The 18,935-nt window shown below is 73.0% G+C and carries 16 protein-coding genes and 1 pseudogene; 8 read left to right on the plus strand and 9 right to left on the minus strand.

Annotated features, from left to right (window positions below; genetic code table 11):
• Positions 1-56 precede the first annotated feature (56 nt).
• From ACFZDL_RS38905 to ACFZDL_RS38925, 5 genes are read right to left on the minus strand one after another with little or no spacing between them, the layout of a single operon-like run.
• Complete coding sequence (locus tag ACFZDL_RS38905; RefSeq protein WP_353595211.1) at positions 57-941, minus strand: glycosyltransferase; 885 nt, start codon at positions 939-941, stop codon at positions 57-59.
• Positions 941-1,732, minus strand: a complete 792-nt coding sequence (locus tag ACFZDL_RS38910; protein WP_353595213.1) for a CDP-alcohol phosphatidyltransferase family protein — start codon at positions 1,730-1,732, stop codon at positions 941-943. Before ACFZDL_RS38910 ends, ACFZDL_RS38905 begins: the two co-directional genes overlap by 1 nt.
• Entirely contained in the window at positions 1,698-2,771 is a 1,074-nt protein-coding gene (locus ACFZDL_RS38915) for an iron-containing alcohol dehydrogenase family protein (RefSeq protein WP_353595214.1), read from the minus strand. The genes ACFZDL_RS38910 and ACFZDL_RS38915 overlap by 35 nt, the downstream gene beginning before the upstream one ends.
• Positions 2,759-3,496 (minus strand): phosphocholine cytidylyltransferase family protein, encoded by a 738-nt coding sequence (locus ACFZDL_RS38920; protein WP_353595216.1) that lies wholly within the window; start codon positions 3,494-3,496, stop codon positions 2,759-2,761. The genes ACFZDL_RS38915 and ACFZDL_RS38920 overlap by 13 nt, the downstream gene beginning before the upstream one ends.
• Positions 3,493-5,388, minus strand: a complete 1,896-nt coding sequence (locus ACFZDL_RS38925; protein WP_353595285.1) for a DUF5941 domain-containing protein — start codon at positions 5,386-5,388, stop codon at positions 3,493-3,495. Before ACFZDL_RS38925 ends, ACFZDL_RS38920 begins: the two co-directional genes overlap by 4 nt.
• Before the next feature lie 271 nt (positions 5,389-5,659).
• Here ACFZDL_RS38925 and galE point away from each other — a divergent pair, with 271 nt between their 5' ends.
• From galE to idi, 3 genes are all read left to right on the plus strand, one after another.
• The gene (gene galE / locus ACFZDL_RS38930) at positions 5,660-6,646 is read left to right on the plus strand and encodes a UDP-glucose 4-epimerase GalE (RefSeq protein ID WP_353595218.1); all 987 of its coding nucleotides are present in this window, start codon (positions 5,660-5,662) and stop codon (positions 6,644-6,646) included.
• A gap of 195 nt (positions 6,647-6,841) precedes the next feature.
• Positions 6,842-7,765 carry a cation diffusion facilitator family transporter gene (locus ACFZDL_RS38935; protein WP_353595219.1) on the plus strand — a complete coding sequence of 308 codons (924 nt, stop codon included), beginning with the start codon at positions 6,842-6,844 and terminating at the stop codon, positions 7,763-7,765.
• Positions 7,766-7,821: 56 nt separating this feature from the next.
• Positions 7,822-8,445 (plus strand): isopentenyl-diphosphate Delta-isomerase, encoded by a 624-nt coding sequence (gene idi / locus ACFZDL_RS38940; protein ID WP_353595220.1) that lies wholly within the window; start codon positions 7,822-7,824, stop codon positions 8,443-8,445.
• A gap of 43 nt (positions 8,446-8,488) precedes the next feature.
• Here the strand turns inward: idi and ACFZDL_RS38945 are convergent, their stop codons facing one another.
• The gene (locus ACFZDL_RS38945; RefSeq protein ID WP_353595221.1) at positions 8,489-8,986 is read right to left on the minus strand and encodes an ATP-binding protein; all 498 of its coding nucleotides are present in this window, start codon (positions 8,984-8,986) and stop codon (positions 8,489-8,491) included.
• Between the two features lie 210 nt (positions 8,987-9,196).
• On the opposite strand from ACFZDL_RS38945, the pseudogene ACFZDL_RS38950 reads away from it, so the two are divergent.
• The 4 genes and pseudogenes from ACFZDL_RS38950 to ACFZDL_RS38965 all read left to right on the plus strand — a co-directional run.
• Positions 9,197-9,940 (plus strand): annotated as a pseudogene (locus ACFZDL_RS38950) (enoyl-CoA hydratase/isomerase family protein); the annotation flags it as partial.
• Positions 9,941-10,082: 142 nt separating this feature from the next.
• A complete protein-coding gene (locus ACFZDL_RS38955; protein ID WP_353595222.1) occupies positions 10,083-10,946 on the plus strand; it encodes a hypothetical protein in 864 nt (287 codons plus the stop codon).
• Positions 10,947-11,146: 200 nt separating this feature from the next.
• Positions 11,147-11,284, plus strand: coding sequence for an LPFR motif small protein (locus ACFZDL_RS38960; protein WP_353595223.1), 138 nt, complete (start codon positions 11,147-11,149; stop codon positions 11,282-11,284).
• Between the two features lie 64 nt (positions 11,285-11,348).
• Positions 11,349-13,772: a Tex family protein gene (locus ACFZDL_RS38965; RefSeq protein WP_353595224.1), complete on the plus strand. Its 2,424-nt coding sequence runs from the start codon at positions 11,349-11,351 to the stop codon at positions 13,770-13,772.
• Between the two features lie 94 nt (positions 13,773-13,866).
• Here ACFZDL_RS38965 and ACFZDL_RS38970 read toward each other — a convergent pair whose 3' ends face one another.
• Together ACFZDL_RS38970 and ACFZDL_RS38975 are read right to left on the minus strand one after the other, a co-directional pair.
• Positions 13,867-15,504: an ABC-F family ATP-binding cassette domain-containing protein gene (locus ACFZDL_RS38970; protein ID WP_353595225.1), complete on the minus strand. Its 1,638-nt coding sequence runs from the start codon at positions 15,502-15,504 to the stop codon at positions 13,867-13,869.
• 64 nt (positions 15,505-15,568) lie between these two features.
• The gene (locus ACFZDL_RS38975; RefSeq protein WP_353595226.1) at positions 15,569-16,573 is read right to left on the minus strand and encodes an oxidoreductase; all 1,005 of its coding nucleotides are present in this window, start codon (positions 16,571-16,573) and stop codon (positions 15,569-15,571) included.
• Positions 16,574-16,638: 65 nt separating this feature from the next.
• Between ACFZDL_RS38975 and ACFZDL_RS38980 the strand changes: the two genes are divergently transcribed.
• A complete protein-coding gene (locus ACFZDL_RS38980) occupies positions 16,639-17,607 on the plus strand; it encodes an FAD-dependent oxidoreductase (RefSeq protein WP_353595227.1) in 969 nt (322 codons plus the stop codon).
• Here ACFZDL_RS38980 and ACFZDL_RS38985 read toward each other — a convergent pair.
• Positions 17,594-18,916 carry a M14 family zinc carboxypeptidase gene (locus tag ACFZDL_RS38985; protein WP_391193634.1) on the minus strand — a complete coding sequence of 441 codons (1,323 nt, stop codon included), beginning with the start codon at positions 18,914-18,916 and terminating at the stop codon, positions 17,594-17,596. The two genes, ACFZDL_RS38980 and ACFZDL_RS38985, sit on opposite strands and share 14 nt — an antisense overlap.
• Between the last annotated feature and the right edge of the window lie 19 nt (positions 18,917-18,935).

Below are 18,935 nucleotides of genomic sequence, written 5' to 3' on the forward strand. Positions count from 1 at the left end.
TGCGCTGACGGGGGCCGCGCCCCGGGTCGCGCCCGATGCTCTCAGATACGAGCTTGTCAGATGACAGGCGGTCGGCCCAGTCGGGTCAGGCGCCATACCGTACGCCACTTCATGGGGCGGCGTGCACCACACGGTGTCTTCCAGCCTTCCCGGAACCCGCCCAACCAGGCACGGAGGGCGGCTTTCGAGGGTCGCCTGGCCAAGGTGAGCAGCAGCCAGACGCCGAGATAGACGGGGATGAGCGGGATCGGGAGATTGCGCCGCGCCAGCCAGACCCGGTTGCGGGCGACCATGCGGTGGTAGACGGCGTGCCTGCTCGGCGCGGTGGCCGGGTGGTGCAGCACCATGTCCGACCGGTAATCGATCATCCAGCCCGCGTTCAGGGCGCGCCAGGCGAGGTCGGTCTCCTCATGGGCGTAGAAGAAATCGTCCGGCAACCCGCCGACCTGCGCGAAGACCTTCGTACGGACCGCGTTGGCACCGCCGAGGAAGGTGGTCACCCGCGAGGACCGCATGGGGTCGGAGGCGCGCAGCCGGGGCACATGGCGGCGCTGTGTGGTGCCGGTCTCGGGATCGGCGATACGGAAGGAGATGATGCCGAGCTCGGGGTCGGCGGCGAAGGCCTGGCGGCACAGCTCGGCGGTGTTCGTATGGGGCAGCAGACCGTCGTCGTCGAGGAAGAGCAGCACGTCGACGTCGGTGCCGCCGGGGCCGAACGCCTCGATGCCGACGTTGCGCCCCGCCGGGATGCCCACGTTCTCCGGGAGCTCGACGGTGCGCACCCCGTCCGGGAGCTCGGGCAGCGGTGAGCCGTTGCCCACGACGACCACCTCGATCCGGTCGCCGTCCTGTTTGGCGACCGAGTCGAGCAGCGCGCGCAGCTCGTCGGGGCGGTTGCCCATCGTCAGGACGACCGCGCCGACCGTGAGTGTGTCCGTCATCACTTCAGCCTGCTCGACGCGAGGATGGACACCAGGTGAAGAAGAGTTTGCAGAAGGGCGATGCCGGCGAGTACGGCGACGCCGAGCCGGGAGAAGAACAGGTCGCCCCGGATCGAGTCCACCACCGCGAGGACCAGGATCAGCAGGGACGCCTCGATCCCGAGCACCAGCCGGTGGAACTTGAGCGCCGCGGCGGCCCTGCGGGCCATCGCCATGCCGGAGGAGCGCGGCTCGGACGCCGCCTCCTTGACCGGCGGCAGCCCGCCCTGGTGGCGGGCGACGCCGACGAGGTCCGTCTCGGCCTTGATCAGGATCGCGCCGAGGGCGGCCAGGGTGCCGAGGAAGGCCCACAGCCAGTCGATCCGCCCGCTGCCCCACAGATCGGCGGCGCGCAGGCCGAAGCCGACGAGGACCGCGGCGTCGGTCAGATAGGCGCCGACGCGGTCCAGATAGACCCCGCCGAGGGAGAACTGCTGCCGCCAGCGCGCGATCTCGCCGTCCACGCAGTCGAGCAGCAGGTAGAGCTGGACCATCAGCACACCGAGCACGGCGCCCGGGATCCCCGGCACCAGCAGGGCCGGGGCCGCGAGCACGCCGCAGACGGTCATCAGGTATGTGAGCTGGTTGGGCGTGACCCTGGTGTTGACCAGATGGCGGTCGACCCGCAGGGAGACCTCGCGCATGTAGAGGCGTCCCATCCAGTGCTCACCGCTCCGCCGGTCCTTCACCCCCGCGGGGTGGACGACCGGGCGGAGTTCAGCCACCGATGGTTTGACTGACTGCTTTGGCATAGTCGGCGTATGCGTCCCTGATCGCGTCGGAGGAGAGGTCAAGGTGCTCGAGGATCGTGTAGCGCCCGGGGCGGGTCTGCGGCGCGTACTCCACCGCCTTGACGAACTCGTCCTCACTGAATCCGATTTCGTTCGGCAGGACGGGCAGGCCGTGCCGCCGCAGTACGTCGACCATCAGCGCGGACTCCTCATGCGCGCCCCGCAGGTGCATCGCGAAGGCGGCGCCGAGGCCGACCTGCTCGCCGTGGAGCGCGGAGCGCTTGGGGAAGAGCAGGTCGAAGGCGTGGCTGATCTCATGGCAGGCGCCGGAGGACGGCCGGGTGTGACCGGCGATCGACATGGCGATACCGGACAGCACCAGGCCCTCGGACAGCACGGTGAGGAAGTCGTCGTCGCCGCAGCCGCCGGGGTGCCGGAGCACCGACTCGCCCGCCGTACGGGCCATGGCAGCCGCGAGGCCGTCGATCGGCTCGCCGGTCTCGCGGTGCGACAGCTCCCAGTCCGCGATCGCGGAGATGTTGGAGACGGCGTCGCCGATGCCGGAGCGGACGAAGCGCACCGGGGCGTCGCGGATCACATCGAGGTCGATGACCAGCGCGATCGGGGTCGGTACCCCGTATGAGCCACGGCCGGCGTCGTTGTCCAGGATCGACACCGGCGAGCAGATGCCGTCGTGCGAGAGGTTGGTCGCGACGGCGACCATCGGCAGCCCGATGCGCGCGGCGGCGTACTTGGCGGCGTCGATGATCTTCCCGCCGCCCAGGCCGACGACCGCGTCGTAGTGCCCGGACTTCATGGCGTCGGCCAGCTGGACGGCGCCGTCGATGGTGCCGTCGGCCAGCTCGAACCAGTCGGCGCCCGGCAGCACCGGGGACAGCCGGTCGCGCAGTACGGCGCCGGAGCCCCCGCTGATCGCGACCGCCAGCTTGCCGGAGGGCGAAATGCGCTGGTCGGCCAGCAGGCCCGCCAAGTCGTCCAGGGCCCCGGCGTTGATGTCGACGGAGACGGGAGACGGGATGAGGCGGGTCAGTACTGGCATGCGATCTCACGGCCCTTCGCCAGGTCGTCGTGGTTGTCGATCTCGACCCACTTGACGTCGCCGATCGGGGCCACGTCGACCTTGAAGCCGCGGTTCACCAGCTCCTGGTAGCCGTCCTCGTAGTACAGGTCGGGGTCGCGCTCGAAGGTGGTCTTCAGCGCGTCCGCCAGTTCGGCGGCGGCCTCGCCCTCGATGAGGGTGACGCCGATGTACTCGCCGGTGGCCTCGGACGGGTCCATGAGCTTGGTGATCTTCTGGACGCCCTTCTCGGGGTCCACGATGACCTTCATCTCCTCGTCGGCCAGCTTCTTGACCGTGTCCAGGGCGAGGATGATCTTCTGACCGTTGCCCCGGGCGGCGAGCAGGGTCTTCTCGACGGAGACCGGGTGCACGGTGTCGCCGTTGGCGAGGATCACAGTGTGCTGGATCGCGTCACGGGCGCACCACAGGGAGTAGGCGTTGTTCCACTCCTCGGCCTTGTCGTTGTCGATGAGGGTGAGCTTGAGGCCGTACTTCGCCTCCAGCGCCTCCTTGCGCTCGTACACGGCCTCCTTGCGGTAACCGACCACGATCGCGACCTCGGTCAGGCCCACCTCCGCGAAGTTGCCGAGGGTCAGGTCGAGGACGGTCGTATCGCCATCGACAGGCACCAGGGCCTTGGGGAGGGTGTCGGTGTAAGGGCGCAGACGCCGTCCGGCGCCGGCCGCCAGCACGAGGCCGATCATGCGGGTTCTCCTGTTTCGTCGTGTACAGCGGGTGCTCCGGAGGACACCCAGAAGCGGATGCTCTCGCTGAGCACAGCCAGCGCGAGAACCGCCGTGAGAGCGGTCAGCGCGATGGTGAAGCCTTGGTTCTGCTCGTACAGCAGGGCGGCGGCGACGGTGACCGCCAGGGTCCGCCCCTCGTGCCCGCCGATCGCCCGCACCAGCCAGTGCGGGGGCGCGCCGGTGCCGCCACGGATGCGGTACACCGTGTCGTAGTGATGGTAGGCGACCGCCGACACCAGCCCGAAAGCGGCGGGCAAGGCCCCGTTCACCCCCGAGTCAGCTGCCAGGACCAGAATGGTGCCGTATTCCGCGGCGCGGAAGACCGGCGGCACAAGCCAGTCGAGCGGACCCTTCAGCGGCCGGGCCACGGCCAGTCCCGAGGTGAGCGCGTAGCCCGCGGCCGCGGCGACCGCCCAGGGGCTGCCGAAGGGCGTGAGCGCCGCCACAGCGACCACGACGGCCGCCCCGAGCAGGGCGAGAGCGGGGGCGGCGAACGCCGGGAGCCGGCGCGCCACACCGCGGAGGGCCGCGGCGAAGCCCTGGGCCGGCGGGCCCGAGTCGGCGAGGTCCGCGAGGGCGAGCGCCGCGCGGTCGGTGCGCCGCGCCTTGCGCGTCAGCGACCGCAGCACCCGGCCGGCGGTGGTGTAGCAGGCGGCCAGCGCGCAGCCGATGAGCAGTACGGAGAAGGTGAGACGGGGCGTGGTGCACGCGGTGAGCACCGCGATCAGCGCCCAGCGCTCGCCGATCGGCAGCACGATCATCCGGCGCAGCCAGACCGTCCAGCCGACGCCGTCCAGGCGGTTGGAGAGGGCGGCGGTGGGGCTGGTGTTGCCGGTGGCGCCAGGATCCCCGACGTTTGCCTCATTGAAGGAGAAGTCGACGACGTGGCGGCAGGTCTGCAGCACCATGGCGCCGAGCGCGAGCGCCCAGACATCATCCCCCCCGCCGCGCGCGGCGCCCAGTGCGAGCCCCGCGTAGTACGCGTACTCCTTGGCCCGGTCGAACGTCGCGTCCAGCCAGGCGCCGAGCGTGGAGTACTGGAGGGAGTAGCGGGCGAGCTGGCCGTCGGTGCAGTCCAGGACGAAGGAGCCGATCAGCAGCAGCCCGGCCGCGATGAACCCGGGGCGGGTGCCGGTGGCCGCGCAGCCCGCCGCGATGAGGGCGGTCAGCAGGGAGGCGGTGGTGACCTGGTTGGGCGTGAGCCCGCGACGGGCGCACCAGCGGGCGATGTAGCGCGAGTAGGGGCTGATGAAGAAGGTGGTGAAGAAGCCGTCCCGCGCCTTGACGGCGCTGCGCAGCCGCACCTGCTCGTCGTCCACCGCCCGGGTGCGGGCCAGCGCCTCCGCGCGCCCCGCCGCGTTCGTGGGTACGTCGGCGACGAGCACCCCCAGCTCGGGCCGGTGCACGGCGACGTCGCCCGCGCCCAGGGCGTCGGCGAGGGCGTCGGGCAGCACGGCCGCGCCGTCCGGGGCCGGCGGGTGGATCTCCGCCCCGGGGGCCGCGGTGGCGCCCGCCACGGCGAGGGCGCCGCGCTCGGGCGCCGCCGCCCCGGGGGCGTACGCCTTCAGCGCGCGGATGAGCGCCGCGCGGGCCTCCGGCTGGGCGGTGAGGGCGCCGCGGACCGCGGCGGCCGGGAAGCGCGGATCGGTCAGGGCCAGGCGCAGAGCGTGGAGGTGGCCGACGAAGCGCGGGTCGACCAGGGCCACCCGCTCACGCGCCGGGGTGTCCGCGAGCTCCCTCGCGACCCCGGCGGCGTCGGCTGCCGTGCGCACGTCGAACCCCAGCGCCCGCAGGTCGTCCTCGAGGGACGAGCCCGCGACCGGGGGACCGGTGAGAATGGCGGTCGACAGACGAACTCACTCCTTGGCAGCTGGCGCGGTGGCCGCGCCGGACAGGGACCGGCCCAGGGCCGCCGTCCGGACAGCGGGCGTCGCACGCCCCGGGCCCCGCGAGGGGCGGGCGGCACGTCGGCAGAGGCTATCGGATAGAAGGAAGCGTCCGTTCACCGCACATTCATCACCCGATCGGGGGAACGACGGCTTCCGCTGCCGCGATCATCATGGTGGATGGCGGCGCTCCGGGACAAACGGCGGCCGCCCCGGCTGTGGATAAAGTGCGGTCATGACATGGCTGATCACAGGTGGTGCCGGATATATCGGGGCGCATGTCGTGCGGGTCATGGCGGAGGCCGGGGAGCGGGTCGCCGTGCTCGACGATCTGTCCAGCGGTGACGCCGAGCGGCTGCCGCAGGCCGTCCCTCTGGTACGGGGCTCCACGCTCGACCGTGAGCTGCTGGACCGCACCTTCGCCGACCTCGGCGTGCGGGGGGTGGTGCACCTGGCGGCGAAGAAGCAGGTCGGGGAGTCCGTCGAGCAGCCGTTGCGCTACTACCGCGAGAATGTGCACGGCCTGACGGTGCTGCTGGAGGCGGTGGTCGCGGCCGGGATCGGCAGCTTCCTCTTCTCCTCCTCCGCCGCCGTCTACGGGATGCCGGATGTGGAACTCGTCACCGAGGACACCCCCACTCGGCCGATCAACCCGTACGGAGAGACCAAGCTGGCCGGAGAGTGGCTGGTCAGAGCCACGGGCGCGGCCCATTCGATCTCCACGGCCAATCTGCGCTACTTCAATGTGGCGGGCGCCGCCCGCCCCGAGCTGGCCGACACCGGCGTGTTCAACATCATCCCGATGATGTTCGAGCGGATCACCGCGGGCGAGGCGCCCCGGATCTTCGGCGACGACTATCCGACGCCGGACGGCTCCTGTATCCGCGACTACATCCATGTCGAGGACCTGGCCTCCGCCCACCTCGCCGCGGCCCGCCGGCTGGCGGAGCGGCCGGGAGGGGGCGATCTGACGGTCAACATCGGCACCGGCCAGGGCGTCTCGGTGCGCGAGATGGCGCAGCTGATCGGCGAGGTCACCGGCCGCCCGGAGCTCACCCCGGTGGTCGAGGCGCGCCGCGCGGGCGACCCGGCCCGGGTCGTCGGCGCGACCGAGCTGATCGCCAAGGAGCTGGGCTGGAGTGCCCGGCACGGGGTGGAGGCGATGGTGCGCTCGGCCTGGGAGGGCTGGTGTCTGCACCACCCCGAGGCCGCCCGGCGGTAGGAGGGAGCGGCACGGCGGGCCCCGCTGCCCGACAGTAAGGGGCGCGGGATCTGCCGGCACGGGACACCGCGGGCCCCGCTGCCGGACGGCCTTCGGCCCGGCGCGGCTGACCGCGCCTGGGGGCGCCGCCGTAGTTCACTGGGCCGTAAGGCATGGCGCGCCCGGGCAGTGGCGGCGCGCGGGAGGAGGCCGTACATGGGCGCGGGCCATGACCACGGCGGCGGACTCGGCACTGCGGGCGCCGCGCACCAGTGGCGGCTGCGCGCCGCCCTCGGCATCACGCTCACCGTGACGGCCGTGGAGGTGGCCGGCGGGGTGCTCGCCGGTTCGCTCGCGCTGCTCGCCGACGCCGGCCACATGGTCACCGACGCCCTCGGGCTGGCCATGGCGCTGCTGGCGATCCACTTCGCGAACCGCCCGCCGAGCCCACGCCGCACCTACGGCTACGCACGGGCCGAGATCCTGGCCGCGCTGGCGAACTGCCTGCTGCTGCTCGGCGTCGGCGGCTACATCCTGTACGAGGCGGTGGCGCGGTTCATCACCCCGACCACCAGCCACGGCGGGCTGACGATCCTGTTCGGCGCCATCGGCCTGGCCGCGAACGCGGTGTCGCTGGCGGTACTCATGGGCGGACAGCGGGAGAGCCTCAACGTCCGCGGGGCGTTCCTGGAGGTGCTGGCGGACGCGCTGGGCTCGGTCGCGGTCCTCGTGTCGGCGGGGATCATCGTGACCACCGGCTGGCAGGCGGCCGATCCGATCGCCTCCCTGCTGATCGGCCTCATGATCGTGCCGCGGACGTTCCGGCTGCTGCGGGAGACGCTGAACGTGCTGCTCGAGGCGGCGCCGCGGGACGTGGACATGGATCAGGTACGGGCCCACATCCTCGCCCTCCCCGGCGTCGAGGGGCTGCATGATCTGCATGTATGGACCATCACCTCGGGCATGCCGGTACTCTCCGCACACGTGGTGGTCAGCAGACGGGCCCTGGACGCGGTCGGCCATGAACGGATGCTGCACGACCTGCAGGGCTGTCTGGGGGAGCACTTCGACGTGGGCCACTGCACATTCCAGCTGGAGCCAGGCGGACATGCTGAGCACGAAGCCAAACTTTGCCACTGACACACGGCACGGGTGCGGCAGACTTGAAGGTTCCGAGACGGACGATGAGGATGGCCATGCCAATGACACCTGCCAACGGCCGCACCACCACCGACTCCGCCAGGCCCACCGCGCCGGGCGCGCCGGCCGGCTCCACGGAGCCGATCATGCTGGAGCTGGTCGACGAGGACGGCAGGACCATCGGCACCGCGGAGAAGCTCTCCGCCCATCTCGCCCCCGGCCGGCTGCACCGGGCCTTCTCCGTCTTCCTCTTCGACGACAGAGGCCGGCTGCTGCTCCAGCGCAGGGCCCTGGGCAAGTACCACTCCCCCGGCGTCTGGTCGAACACCTGCTGCGGCCACCCCTACCCCGGCGAGCCGCCGTTCGTGGCCGCGGCCCGGCGTACGGGTGAGGAGCTGGGGGTGGCGCCCGCGCTGCTGCGCGAGGCCGGTACGGTGCGCTACAACCACCCGGATCCGGTGTCGGGCCTGGTGGAGCAGGAGTACAACCACCTGTTCGCGGGGCTGGTGCGGACCGCACCGTACCCCGATCCGCAGGAGATCGACGAGACCGCCTTCGTCACCCCCGAGGAGCTGGCCCGGCTGCTGGAGCGGAACCCCTTCTCGGCCTGGTTCATGACCGTGCTGGACGCGGCCCGGCCGGTGATCCGGGAGGTCACCGGAGCGGCGGCGGGCTGGTAGCGGAGGGCCCTTCCGGCGGATGTCGCGGCGCCGCGCGGACCCGTCAGAAGGGCCCTCGCCCGGCCCGGGCGGCCGCCAGCGGCAGCGCGGCCCAGACCACCTTGCCGCCGCTCGCCGTGTGCTGGACGTCGTAGACCCCGCCCTCCTCCTCGGTGATCGTCTGAACCAGTAACAGCCCGCGCCCGCCGGTCCGGCCCTGGTCGGCCATCAGCGCCTTGGGCCGGTAGGGGTGGTTGTCCTCGACCGCGACCCGCACCCAGTCCGGGCCGATGGACACCTCCACGGCGATCTCCGGGGAGAGCAGCGCCGCGTGCCGTACGGCATTGGTGACCAGTTCGGAGACGATCAGCAGGAGGTTCTGTACGAGGTCGTCGGGGGCGGGCACCCGCTGATGGGCCAGCAGGTCCCGCACCGCATGCCGGGCCTGTGGGACCGAGGTGTCGAGGGCGGGGGCGGTGAAGCGCCAGACGCCCTCGTAGGCGACCGGCCCGCGGGGCGGGGCCGCTCCCCGTTCAGGAGGGACGCTCCCGACGATCTCCATGTCCGATCCCCACCCATCGCCACAGCTCGACCCCGTCGTCATCGAGTGTGGGAATGTGTTGGTACGGACCGGCTAACTGAGCACAAGTCGCCGTCTATCGACGGCTTTTGACCGCGTGCGTATGCCAGAGTCACTCGCTCGACTGTTCCTGCCCGGCTTGCTTCCGTCGATGCCGACAGTCGCTTGAGCGGGCCGGATACCATCCGCGACATGGAGCCCTGCCTGCTGCATGACGTCACCGACGGCATAGCGACCGTCGTGATCCACAACCCCGCCAAGCACAACGCGCTGACCCCCGGCATGTGGCACGCGCTGCCCCCGCTGCTGGAGCGACTGGCCGCGGACCCGGCCGTACGGGCGCTGGTGCTCACCGGAGAGGGGGACACCTTCAGCACGGGCGCGGACATCGGCTCGCTGGGCCCGACGTACGAGGAGACGACGGCGCTGGCGCTGCCCGCCGAGGAGGCCCTGGCCGGCTTCCCCAAGCCGACGCTCGCCGCGGTGCGCGGCTACTGCGTGGGCGGCGGCTGCCAGTTGGCCGCCGCCTGCGATCTGCGGTTCGCGGAGCAGGGCTCCCGCTTCGGGGTCACCCCGGCCCGGCTCGGGGTCGTCTACGCGCCCTCGTCCACCCGGCGGCTGATGGACCTGGTCGGCCCGGCGACCGCCAAGTACCTGCTGCTCTCCGGCGAGCTGATCGGCACCGAGCGGGCGCTGCGGACGGGGCTGGTGGACGAGGTGCTGCCGCCGGGCGGGCTGGACGAGCGGGTGACGGAGTTCACGCGGGTGCTGCTGTCCCGGTCCGCGCTCACCCAGGCGGCGGTCAAGGAGTTCACGGGCGGGCCCGTCGGTCCGGAGCGATTGGAGTACTGGCGGGACCAGGTGAGCGGCAGCGGCGAGATCGGGGAGGGCGTCGCCGCCTTCCTCGAACGGCGCGCCCCGCGCTTTCGCTGGACGCCCCCGGCGCGCCCGGACCGCCGCCCCGCGGCCGCCGGCCCTCCGGCCCGGCCCAGTGCCGCCGCAAAAGCCCCGGAACACGGATCGCCGCCCGAACTGCTGACGGAGACCCGAGACACATACCCGTAAGTAACATATGGATATGACCTCACTTCCCGAGCGTGCCGCACGGCGCTGTCACACCGTCGTCAACCCCTTCCACTCGACCGTCTACTTCCAGCCCGACTACGGGCGGGAGCTCGAGCGGCTGGGGGTGGAGGACCGCGGCGCCGACTACTTCGTCAGCCGCGCGGCGGCGTTCGGCCGCGTCGGCGCCGGAACCGTCACCGCGACCTTCTTCAACTTCAAGCACGACCTGGTCGCCCGACACCTCCCCGCCGCCTGGGACGTGGTCTCCCCCGAGGCCGCGCTGGCGGCCCGGCTGCGCGCGGCCGACAGCGTGCTGCGGCGGCTGCTCGGCGACGACGCGGTGTCCTCGAAGGAGATGGCCGAGGCCGCGGAGCTGGCGCTGCGCGCCACCCAGGCGTGCTCGCGCGCCGCCCGCCCGCTGTACGCCGCGCACGCCGACCTCCCCGTCCCCGACGCCCCGCACCTGGCCTACTGGCACGCCGCCACGCTGCTGCGCGAGCACCGCGGCGACGGCCATCTGATGGCCCTCCTGGGCGCCGGGCTCGACCCGTTGGAGGCGCTGGCCAGCCATACGGCGAGCGGCAAGGGCATGTCCCCGAAGTGGATCCTGCGGACGAGGGGCTGGTCGAAGGAGGAGTGGACGGCCGCGCGTGAGCGGCTGCGGGAGCGCGGACTGCTGACCGCCGACGGGGAGCTGACGGCGGCGGGCACGGAGCTGCGCAAGGCCCTCGAGGACGAGACGGACCGGCTGGACCGGGCCCCGTACGAGCACCTGGGGGCGGCGGGCGTGGCGCGGCTGACGGAGCTGGCGGGCGCCTTCACCAACGCCGTGATCGCGGCGGGCGGTTTCCCCGCGGACCTCATCGGGAAGCGCTGAGCGGCATCCGCGAGCGCTGAGCGGAGGGGTTTGCCCAGGGCGCGGTGGGTACCCGGTCGCCGTGCGCGATCGGCCGCCTCCCCAGGGCGCCCAACCGCGCGCCGCGCACGCCGGCGAGTGCCCGTGTCCCGCGTTGCGTACGGCGCCCGGTGACGGCTGCCGGTCATGCCGATCCGAAGACCGACCGATAGGAGGTCCTCGTGTTCCGTGCGATCGCTGATGTGCTTCGCGCCATCGGATCGACCGTCGCCGCCGTGGTGACGCTTCCCTTCCGCGCTCTCGCCCGCCTCTTCGGCGGGGCGTCGCGGGCGGGCTCCCGCCGCCACAGGCACGTCTGAATTCACCCGCCCCGGCGCCGGAACGCGCCGGTCGCGCCCGCCTGTGTCAGCGCCACCTGCCACAATGCAGATCGCAGCGCAGACAGGGAAGCGGAGCGTGATCGTGACGACGTCCATCGAAGGCAGGATCGCCGAGGAACTCGGCGTACGGGAGCGGCAGGTGAGGGCCGCCGTCGAGCTGCTGGACGGCGGCTCCACCGTGCCCTTCATCGCGCGCTATCGCAAGGAAGCGACCGAAATGCTCGACGACGCGCAGCTGCGCGCCCTCGAGGAGCGGCTGCGCTATCTGCGGGAGCTGGAGGAGCGGCGGGCCGCGATCCTGGAGTCGGTCAGGTCCCAGGGCAAGCTCGATACGGCCCTGGAGGCGCAGATCCTGGCCGCGGACTCCAAGGCCCGGCTGGAGGACATCTACCTCCCCTTCAAGCCCAAGCGCCGTACGAAGGCGCAGATCGCGCGGGAGGCCGGGCTCGAGCCGCTGGCCGAGGGGCTGCTCGGCGACCCGTCCGTGGAGCCGCTGGCCGCCGCGGCCGCCTTCGTCGACGCGGAGAAGGGCGTCGCGGACCCGGCCGCCGCGCTGGAGGGCGCGCGGGCCATCCTCACCGAGCGGTTCAGCGAGGACGCGGACCTCATCGGCGAGCTGCGCGAGCGCATGTGGACGCGGGGCCGGGTGGCCACCAAGGTGCGCGAGGGCAAGGAGGAGGCGGGCGCGAAGTTCGCCGACTACTTCGACTTCGCGGAGCCGTTCACGGAGCTGCCCTCACACCGGGTGCTGGCGATGTTCCGCGGCGAGAAGGAGGAGATCCTCGAGCTCACCCTGGAGCCGGAGGAGCCCTCCGCGGAAGCCGGCCCCACCTCGTACGAGCGCAGCATCGCGCAGCGCTTCGGCATCGCCGACCGGGGCCGCCCGGCCGACAAGTGGCTGGCCGACACGGTGCGCTGGGCCTGGCGCACCCGGGTTCTGGTGCACCTCGGCATCGATCTGCGGCTGCGGCTGCGGCAGGCCGCGGAGGACGAGGCGGTGCGCGTCTTCGCCGCCAATCTGCGTGATCTCCTCCTGGCCGCCCCGGCCGGCACCCGCGCCACGATGGGCCTGGACCCCGGGTTCCGTACGGGGGTGAAGGTGGCCGTGGTCGACGCGACCGGCAAGGTGGCCGCGACCGACACGATCTACCCGCACGTCCCGCAGAACAAGTGGGACGAGTCGCTCGCCAAGCTGGCGCGGCTGGCGCGCGACCACGGCGTCGAGCTCGTGGCGATCGGCAACGGCACGGCGTCCCGCGAGACCGACAAGCTCGCGGGCGAGCTGTGCGGCAAACACCCCGAGCTGAAGCTCACGAAGGTGATGGTCTCCGAGGCCGGCGCCTCCGTGTACTCCGCCTCGGCCTTCGCCTCCCAGGAGCTGCCGGAGCTGGACGTCTCGCTGCGCGGCGCCGTGTCCATCGCGCGGCGGCTGCAGGACCCGCTCGCCGAGCTGGTCAAAATCGATCCGAAGTCGATCGGTGTCGGTCAGTACCAGCACGACCTGTCCGAGGTGAAGCTCTCCCGCTCGCTCGACGCGGTCGTCGAGGACTGTGTGAACGGCGTCGGGGTCGACGTCAACACCGCCTCAGCCCCGCTGCTCAGCCGGGTCTCGGGCATCGGCGGCGGGCTCGCGGAGAACATCGTCGCCCACCGGGACGCCCATGGCCCCTTCCGCAGCCGCAAGGCGCTCAAGGACGTGGCCCGGCTCGGCCCCAAGGCGTATGAGCAGTGCGCGGGCTTCCTGCGCATCCGCGGCGGCGACGACCCGCTGGACGCCTCCAGCGTGCACCCGGAGGCATATCCGGTGGTGCGCTCGATGGCCTCCTCGGCGGGCGACGAGGTGGCCTCGCTCATCGGCAACACGGCCGTGCTGCGCAGGCTCAGGCCGGAGGAGTTCGTGGACGACACCTTCGGTCTGCCCACGGTCACCGACATCCTCAAGGAGCTGGAGAAGCCCGGCCGCGACCCGCGGCCCGCGTTCAAGACGGCGACCTTCAAGGAGGGCGTCGAGAAGATCGGCGACCTGGCCGCCGGGATGATCCTGGAGGGCGTCGTCACCAATGTGGCCGCCTTCGGCGCGTTCGTGGACGTCGGTGTGCACCAGGACGGTCTGGTGCACGTCTCGGCGATGTCCAAGACGTTCGTCAAGGACCCTCGGGATGTGGTGAAGCCGGGGGACATCGTGCGGGTGAAGGTCCTGGACGTGGACATCCCGCGCAAGCGGATCTCGCTGACGCTGAGGCTGGACGACGAGGCGGGCTCGGGCTCGGGCTCGGGCGGCGGCCGGGACCGCAACCGGGACCGCTCCGCCCAGGAGGCCCGCGGCCGGCGCGGCGCCCCTCAGCAGCGCCAGGGCGGCGGCCGAGGGCAGCGCGGCGGGTCCGGCGGCCGTGACGCGGCCCCGGCCAACGGGGCGATGGCGGACGCGCTGCGGCGTGCGGGGCTGCTGGACCCCAAGAAGCGGTAGCGCCTTCCCGCGGGGTTCCGTGGTGACCGCTGTGTGCCGCCGCGCCCTGGGCGCGGCGGCACACAGCCGCCCTGGATCAGTGAAGGTCGGCCCGTCAGACCTCGGTGACCTGGCCGTCCGCGACCTGGAGGCGGCGGGTGGTGTGCACCGCGTCGAGCATCCGGCGGTCGTGGGTGACCAGCAGGAGCGTGCCGGTGTAGGAGGCCAGCGCGGACTCAAGCTGTTCGATGGCGGGCAGGTCCAGGTGGTTGGTGGGCTCGTCCAGGACCAGCAGGTTGACGCCGCGCGCCTGGAGCAGGGCGAGCGCCGAGCGGGTGCGTTCCCCCGGCGACAGGGTGGACGCGGACCGCAGCACATGGTCGGCCTTGAGGCCGAACTTCGCCAGCAGCGTGCGCACCTCCGCCGGCTGCAGCTCGGGCACCGCCGCGCCGAAGGCGTCCAGCAGCGATTCGCCGCCGAAGAACAGGGCGCGCGCCTGGTCGATCTCGCCGACCACCACGCCCGGCCCGAGCGCCGCCGCGCCCGCGTCCAGCGGGAGGCGGCCGAGGAGCGCGGCCAGCAGCGTGGACTTGCCGGAGCCGTTCGCCCCGGTGACCGCGACCCGGTCCGCCCAGTCGATCTGGAGGTCGACGGGGCCGAAGTGGAATTCACCGCGCCGCACCTGGGCGCCGCGGAGGGTCGCCACCACCGCGCCCGAGCGCGGCGCGGCGGCGATCTCCATCCGCAGCTCCCACTCCTTGCGCGGCTCCTCGACCACCTCAAGGCGCTCGATCATCCGGTCGGTCTGGCGGGCCTTGGCGGCCTGCTTCTCGGTGGACTCGACCCGGGCGTTGCGCCCGAGCTTGTCGCCGTCGGTGGCCTTGCGGCGGGCGTTCTTGACGCCCTTCTCCATCCAGGCGCGCTGGGTGCGTGCCCGCGCCTCCAGGCCGGCGCGGGTGTCCGCGTACTCCTCGTAGCGCTCGCGGGCGTGGCGGCGGGCGGTCTCGCGCTCCTCCAGATAGGCGGCGTAGCCACCGCCGTAGAGGTTCACCTGCTGCTGGGCGAGGTCGAGTTCGAGGACCTTGTCGACCGTACGGGCGAGGAATTCGCGGTCGTGGCTGACCAGTACCGTGCCGGCGCGCAGCCCCTGGACGAAGCTCTCCAGCCGCCGCAGCCCGTCCAGGTCCAGGTCGTTCGTCGGCTCGTCCAGCAGGAACACGTCATAGCGGCTGAGGAGCAGCGAGGCGAGCCCGGCGCGCGCCGCCTGGCCGCCCGACAGGGCGGTCATCGGCCGGTCCAGGGAGATGTCGAGCCCCAGCGAGGCCGCGACCTCGTCGGCGCGCTCGTCCAGGTCGGCGGCGCCGAGCCCGAGCCAGCGCTCCAGGGCGGTGGCGTAGGTGTCGTCGGCACCGGGCGCACCGTCGACCAGCGCCTGGGTGGCGGCGTCCAGCGCGGTCTGGGCGGCGGCCACGCCCGTACGCCGGGCCAGGAAGCCCCGTACGGTCTCCTCCGGCCGCCGCTCGGGCTCCTGCGGCAGATGGCCCACGGTCGCATGCGGCGGGCTGAGCCGCACGGCCCCGTGCTCGGGGTCGGTCAGCCCGGCCAGCAGCCGCAGCAGCGTGGACTTCCCGGCCCCGTTGGCGCCGACGAGACCGATCACCTCACCGGGCGCCACGACCAGGTCGAGGCCGGAGAAGAGGGTGCGGTCGCCGTGGCCCGCGGCGAGGTCTTTGGCGACGAGAGTGGCAGTCATTAGAGCGCCGATCCTAACCGGAGCGGAGCGGTGGCTGTCGCGCGGTTTTCGCTGGGTGCGCGGGTCAGCGGGGATCGGGGGCCACCGGGGCCACGAGGACGGTGCTGGAGGTGCGGGCGACCAGGAAGGCGTCCCCGCGCACGGCCCGTGCGTCCAGGGGGACGCGGTGGGTGCCGGGCTCCAGCCAGCCGCTGAACAGGGCCTGGGCGCGCGGGCGGCCGAGCCGGTCCAGGCGGTGGGCGAGGAGCCCCACCCGGCACGGGGCGACGACCTCCAGCAGCGCCTCGGCGCCCTCGGCCCGCAGCCCGGCCAGCCGTTGGTCGTGGACGGTGTGGCCGAGGGCCTGTTCGACGCGGGCTACGAGAAGGGGGACGATCGGGGCCGCGTCGGCGACGAAGACCGCGCCCGCGCCCGCCGCCGCGAAGGCGTCACGCACGGCGGCGCGCTCCTCGGGGCCGACCGTACGGCCGAAGGCCACGGCGTCGTACTCCCGCAGCTCGTCGGCGTGTGCCGTGACCGCGTCCCGGGTGATCTCGGCGCCGATGCCGATGGTGCGCAGCGCCGCGGCGAGTTTGGCGAGGAAGGCGGCGCGCTGCCCCACCAGCAGCACCCGGCGCCCCGCCGGGGCCTCGTGTGCCAGCAACTGGGCGCGGTACTGCTCGCCGCGGAAGCGGTAGGGGCCGAGGCCGGGGTAGCTGTCCGCGGTGTCGCCCGTCTGCCAGGCGAAGTCACGCCAGACGACGTCCGCTCCCTCGCGCTCGATGACCGCCGTGACCACACCGCACTCCAGGTCCTCGCACTCGGGACAGCCGTAGACGACGCGACGGCCCGCGGGCAGCGGCGACTCGGTCTCCAGCAGCAGACCGCGCACACGGGCGGTGAAGACGGTGGGACCGAGGTCGGCGGCGAGCGGCGAGATCACGTCCAGGTCGGCGAGGCTCGACAGCAGGGGTTCGCCATCGACGGTGAAGTCCAGGAAGTCGCGGTGCGTCCGGTACGCGCCCAGGGGCAGCACGCCGCCGGCGCGCATCGCCGGCGCCAGGCCGAAGGTCGCGTACTCGGGGGTCATGCGCCAAGTATTGCCCTGCCGCGGCACTGTCCCCGCGCAGCACGCCCCGGCGATAGCCTCCGGACATGACGAGCGATGCGATAGTCGTCGGCGCCGGGGTCATCGGCCTGACCAGTGCCGTCGTGCTGGCCGAGAGCGGTGCGCGAGTAGCGGTGTGGACCCGCGACCCGGTCGCGGACACCACGTCTGCGGTGGCGGGCGGGCTGTGGTGGCCGTACCGCGTCCAGCCGGAGGAGAAGGTGGGCGCCTGGTCCCTGCGTACGCTCGGCGTCCTGGCCGAACTGGCCGCCCGGCCGGAGGAGACCGGCGTCCGGATGGTCCACGGGACGCTGGCGGGCATGGGCCTCGGGGACCTCGGCCCCTGGGCCGCCGAGGTGCCGGGGCTGCGCCCGGCGCGCCCCGAGGAGTTGCCGAAGGGCTGGGACCACGGCCTGCGGGCACGGATCCCGTTGGTCGACATGTCGACCTATCTCGGCTATCTGCTGCGGCGGCTCGAGGCGGCGGGCGGCAGCGTCGAGCAGCGCGCCGTGACCACCTTGGACGAGGCCGCGCGGGAAGCGCCGGCCGTCGTCAACTGCACCGGACTCGGCGCCCGCGACCTGGTGCCGGACGCCGAGGTGCGCCCGGTGCAGGGCCAGTTGGTGACGGTGGAGAACCCGGGCGTCGACGAGTGGTTCGTGGCCGCCGACCCCGGCTCGGCGGACACGCTGTACGTACTGCCCCAGCCGTACGGGGTGGTCCTCGGCGGCACCGCCCGGGAGGACGTCTGGGATCTGACGCCCGACCCGGCGACGGCCGAGGCCATCGTGGCCCGCTGCGCCCACGCGGTCGGCGCGCGGCTGGCGGACGCGCGCGTCATCGGGCACCGGGTGGGGCTGCGCCCCGCCCGGTCGCGGGTGCGGCTGGAGGCGGACACCGCGGCGGGCGGTGGCGGACGTCCCTGGCTCGTGCACAACTACGGCCACGGCGGGGCGGGCGTCACCGTCGCCTGGGGGTGTGCGGAGGAAGCGGCCGGACTGGTCAGCAGCTGTTGACCGGCTGTCCCTCCGTCAGGTGGTAGGTGGCGCGGCCGTCGAGGAGCAGCGGCACCAGCGCGCGCAGCGACTGGCGCAGCGGTACGAAGGCGCCGTCCGCGCCGCCGTGCCGGGGCCGCACCGTGACGCCGTGCAGTGCGAGTTCGTCCTTGACCGCCGCGTACTGCCCGGCGTCCAGCAGATAGCCGCACGGCGGGTCGGCGAGGGTTTCCTCCGGGCCCGCCGGGTCGTTGTCGCCGCCGCCGAGGTAGACCGGGCCGCGGTCGGCGTAGCCGGTCAGCCGGGCGTGGGTGGTGGCGGCCTCGATGCTTCCGCGCCGCTTGTCGGTGAAGGCGAGGGCGCCGTCGAGCGCGGCGAGCTGGGAGCCCACCCGGCGCCGGTTGTTGACGGCGGGGTCGGCCTTCTCGGCGTCGGTGAGCGGGTCGACCCGCGTCTCGACGAGCAGGCCGACGGAGCTCTTGATCCCGGCGGTGTTGCGCAGGATCCGCTCCTGGCCGTCGCCCGCGACCTGTTTGACGGGGTCGCCGGTCTCCGGGTCGGTCCAGATGCCGTAGACGCCGGTGCTGAAGCCCGCCTGTTCGGCGTGCGGCCGGACGTATGCGTCGGAGAGCGTACGCGCCTCCTGGTGCACGGCGTCCGCGGTGTTGAGGTTGCGCGGCCACAGCGCCAGCAGGTCCTTCATGTAGTACGGGACGGTGGCCCCGTACTCGTGGAGGTCGTAGACGGTGTCGGGCCGCCAGTCGCGGAGGACGGCGGCTGCCGCGCGGGCCTCCGCGGTCGTGAGGGCGATGTGGTCGCGGTTGATGTCGACGCCCTGGGAGTTCTCCCGGGTGTCGGCGGCGCGGCCGTCGGGGTTGGCGGTCGGGATGACGAGGACGTTGGTGCGCTCCAGGAAGCGCCTGGTCCGCGCGTCCTTGGCGTAGGCGAGATCGCGGACGGTGGACAGGCAGGCCTCGCGGCCGGACGGCTCGTCGCCGTGCTGTGAGCAGATGAGCAGCAGCGAGTTGGCGTTCGCGGTGCGGGCCGGGGCGGCGGGCGCGCCGATCCGCACCAGGCGCAGCGGGCGGCCCTGCTCGGTGGTGCCGATGCGGTCGACGGCGACGCGCGCGCTCGCGGCGTCGACCGCGGCCAGGAAGCGCTCCTCCTCCGGCTCGGTGGTCCAGCGCGCGCCGTGGCTGGTCTCGAAGCCGGTGCGGGGCTCAGGGGTTCCGGCGTGGGCGGGCGCGGCGAGGAACGAGGTGGTCAGCAGCGCGACGGCGCCGAGGGCCGCGGCGCGGACCAGGGGGATGCGGGAGATCGCGGGTATCACGGAGTGGGGTCTCCTTGGG

It is taken from the genome of Streptomyces sp. NPDC007917 (genome assembly GCF_042959105.1).
GTDB lineage: Bacteria > Actinomycetota > Actinomycetes > Streptomycetales > Streptomycetaceae > Streptomyces.

Coding starts and splice junctions, on each gene's coding strand:
- ACFZDL_RS38905 (WP_353595211.1), bottom strand. CDS start 941: ATGACGGACACACTCACGGTCGGCGCGGTCGTCCTGACGATGGGCAAC.
- ACFZDL_RS38910 (WP_353595213.1), bottom strand. CDS start 1,732: ATGCCAAAGCAGTCAGTCAAACCATCGGTGGCTGAACTCCGCCCGGTC.
- ACFZDL_RS38915 (WP_353595214.1), bottom strand. CDS start 2,771: ATGCCAGTACTGACCCGCCTCATCCCGTCTCCCGTCTCCGTCGACATC.
- ACFZDL_RS38920 (WP_353595216.1), bottom strand. CDS start 3,496: ATGATCGGCCTCGTGCTGGCGGCCGGCGCCGGACGGCGTCTGCGCCCT.
- galE (WP_353595218.1), top strand. CDS start 5,660: ATGACATGGCTGATCACAGGTGGTGCCGGATATATCGGGGCGCATGTC.
- ACFZDL_RS38935 (WP_353595219.1), top strand. CDS start 6,842: ATGGGCGCGGGCCATGACCACGGCGGCGGACTCGGCACTGCGGGCGCC.
- idi (WP_353595220.1), top strand. CDS start 7,822: ATGCCAATGACACCTGCCAACGGCCGCACCACCACCGACTCCGCCAGG.
- ACFZDL_RS38945 (WP_353595221.1), bottom strand. CDS start 8,986: ATGGAGATCGTCGGGAGCGTCCCTCCTGAACGGGGAGCGGCCCCGCCC.
- ACFZDL_RS38955 (WP_353595222.1), top strand. CDS start 10,083: ATGACCTCACTTCCCGAGCGTGCCGCACGGCGCTGTCACACCGTCGTC.
- ACFZDL_RS38965 (WP_353595224.1), top strand. CDS start 11,349: ATGCAGATCGCAGCGCAGACAGGGAAGCGGAGCGTGATCGTGACGACG.
- ACFZDL_RS38970 (WP_353595225.1), bottom strand. CDS start 15,504: ATGACTGCCACTCTCGTCGCCAAAGACCTCGCCGCGGGCCACGGCGAC.
- ACFZDL_RS38975 (WP_353595226.1), bottom strand. CDS start 16,573: ATGACCCCCGAGTACGCGACCTTCGGCCTGGCGCCGGCGATGCGCGCC.
- ACFZDL_RS38980 (WP_353595227.1), top strand. CDS start 16,639: ATGACGAGCGATGCGATAGTCGTCGGCGCCGGGGTCATCGGCCTGACC.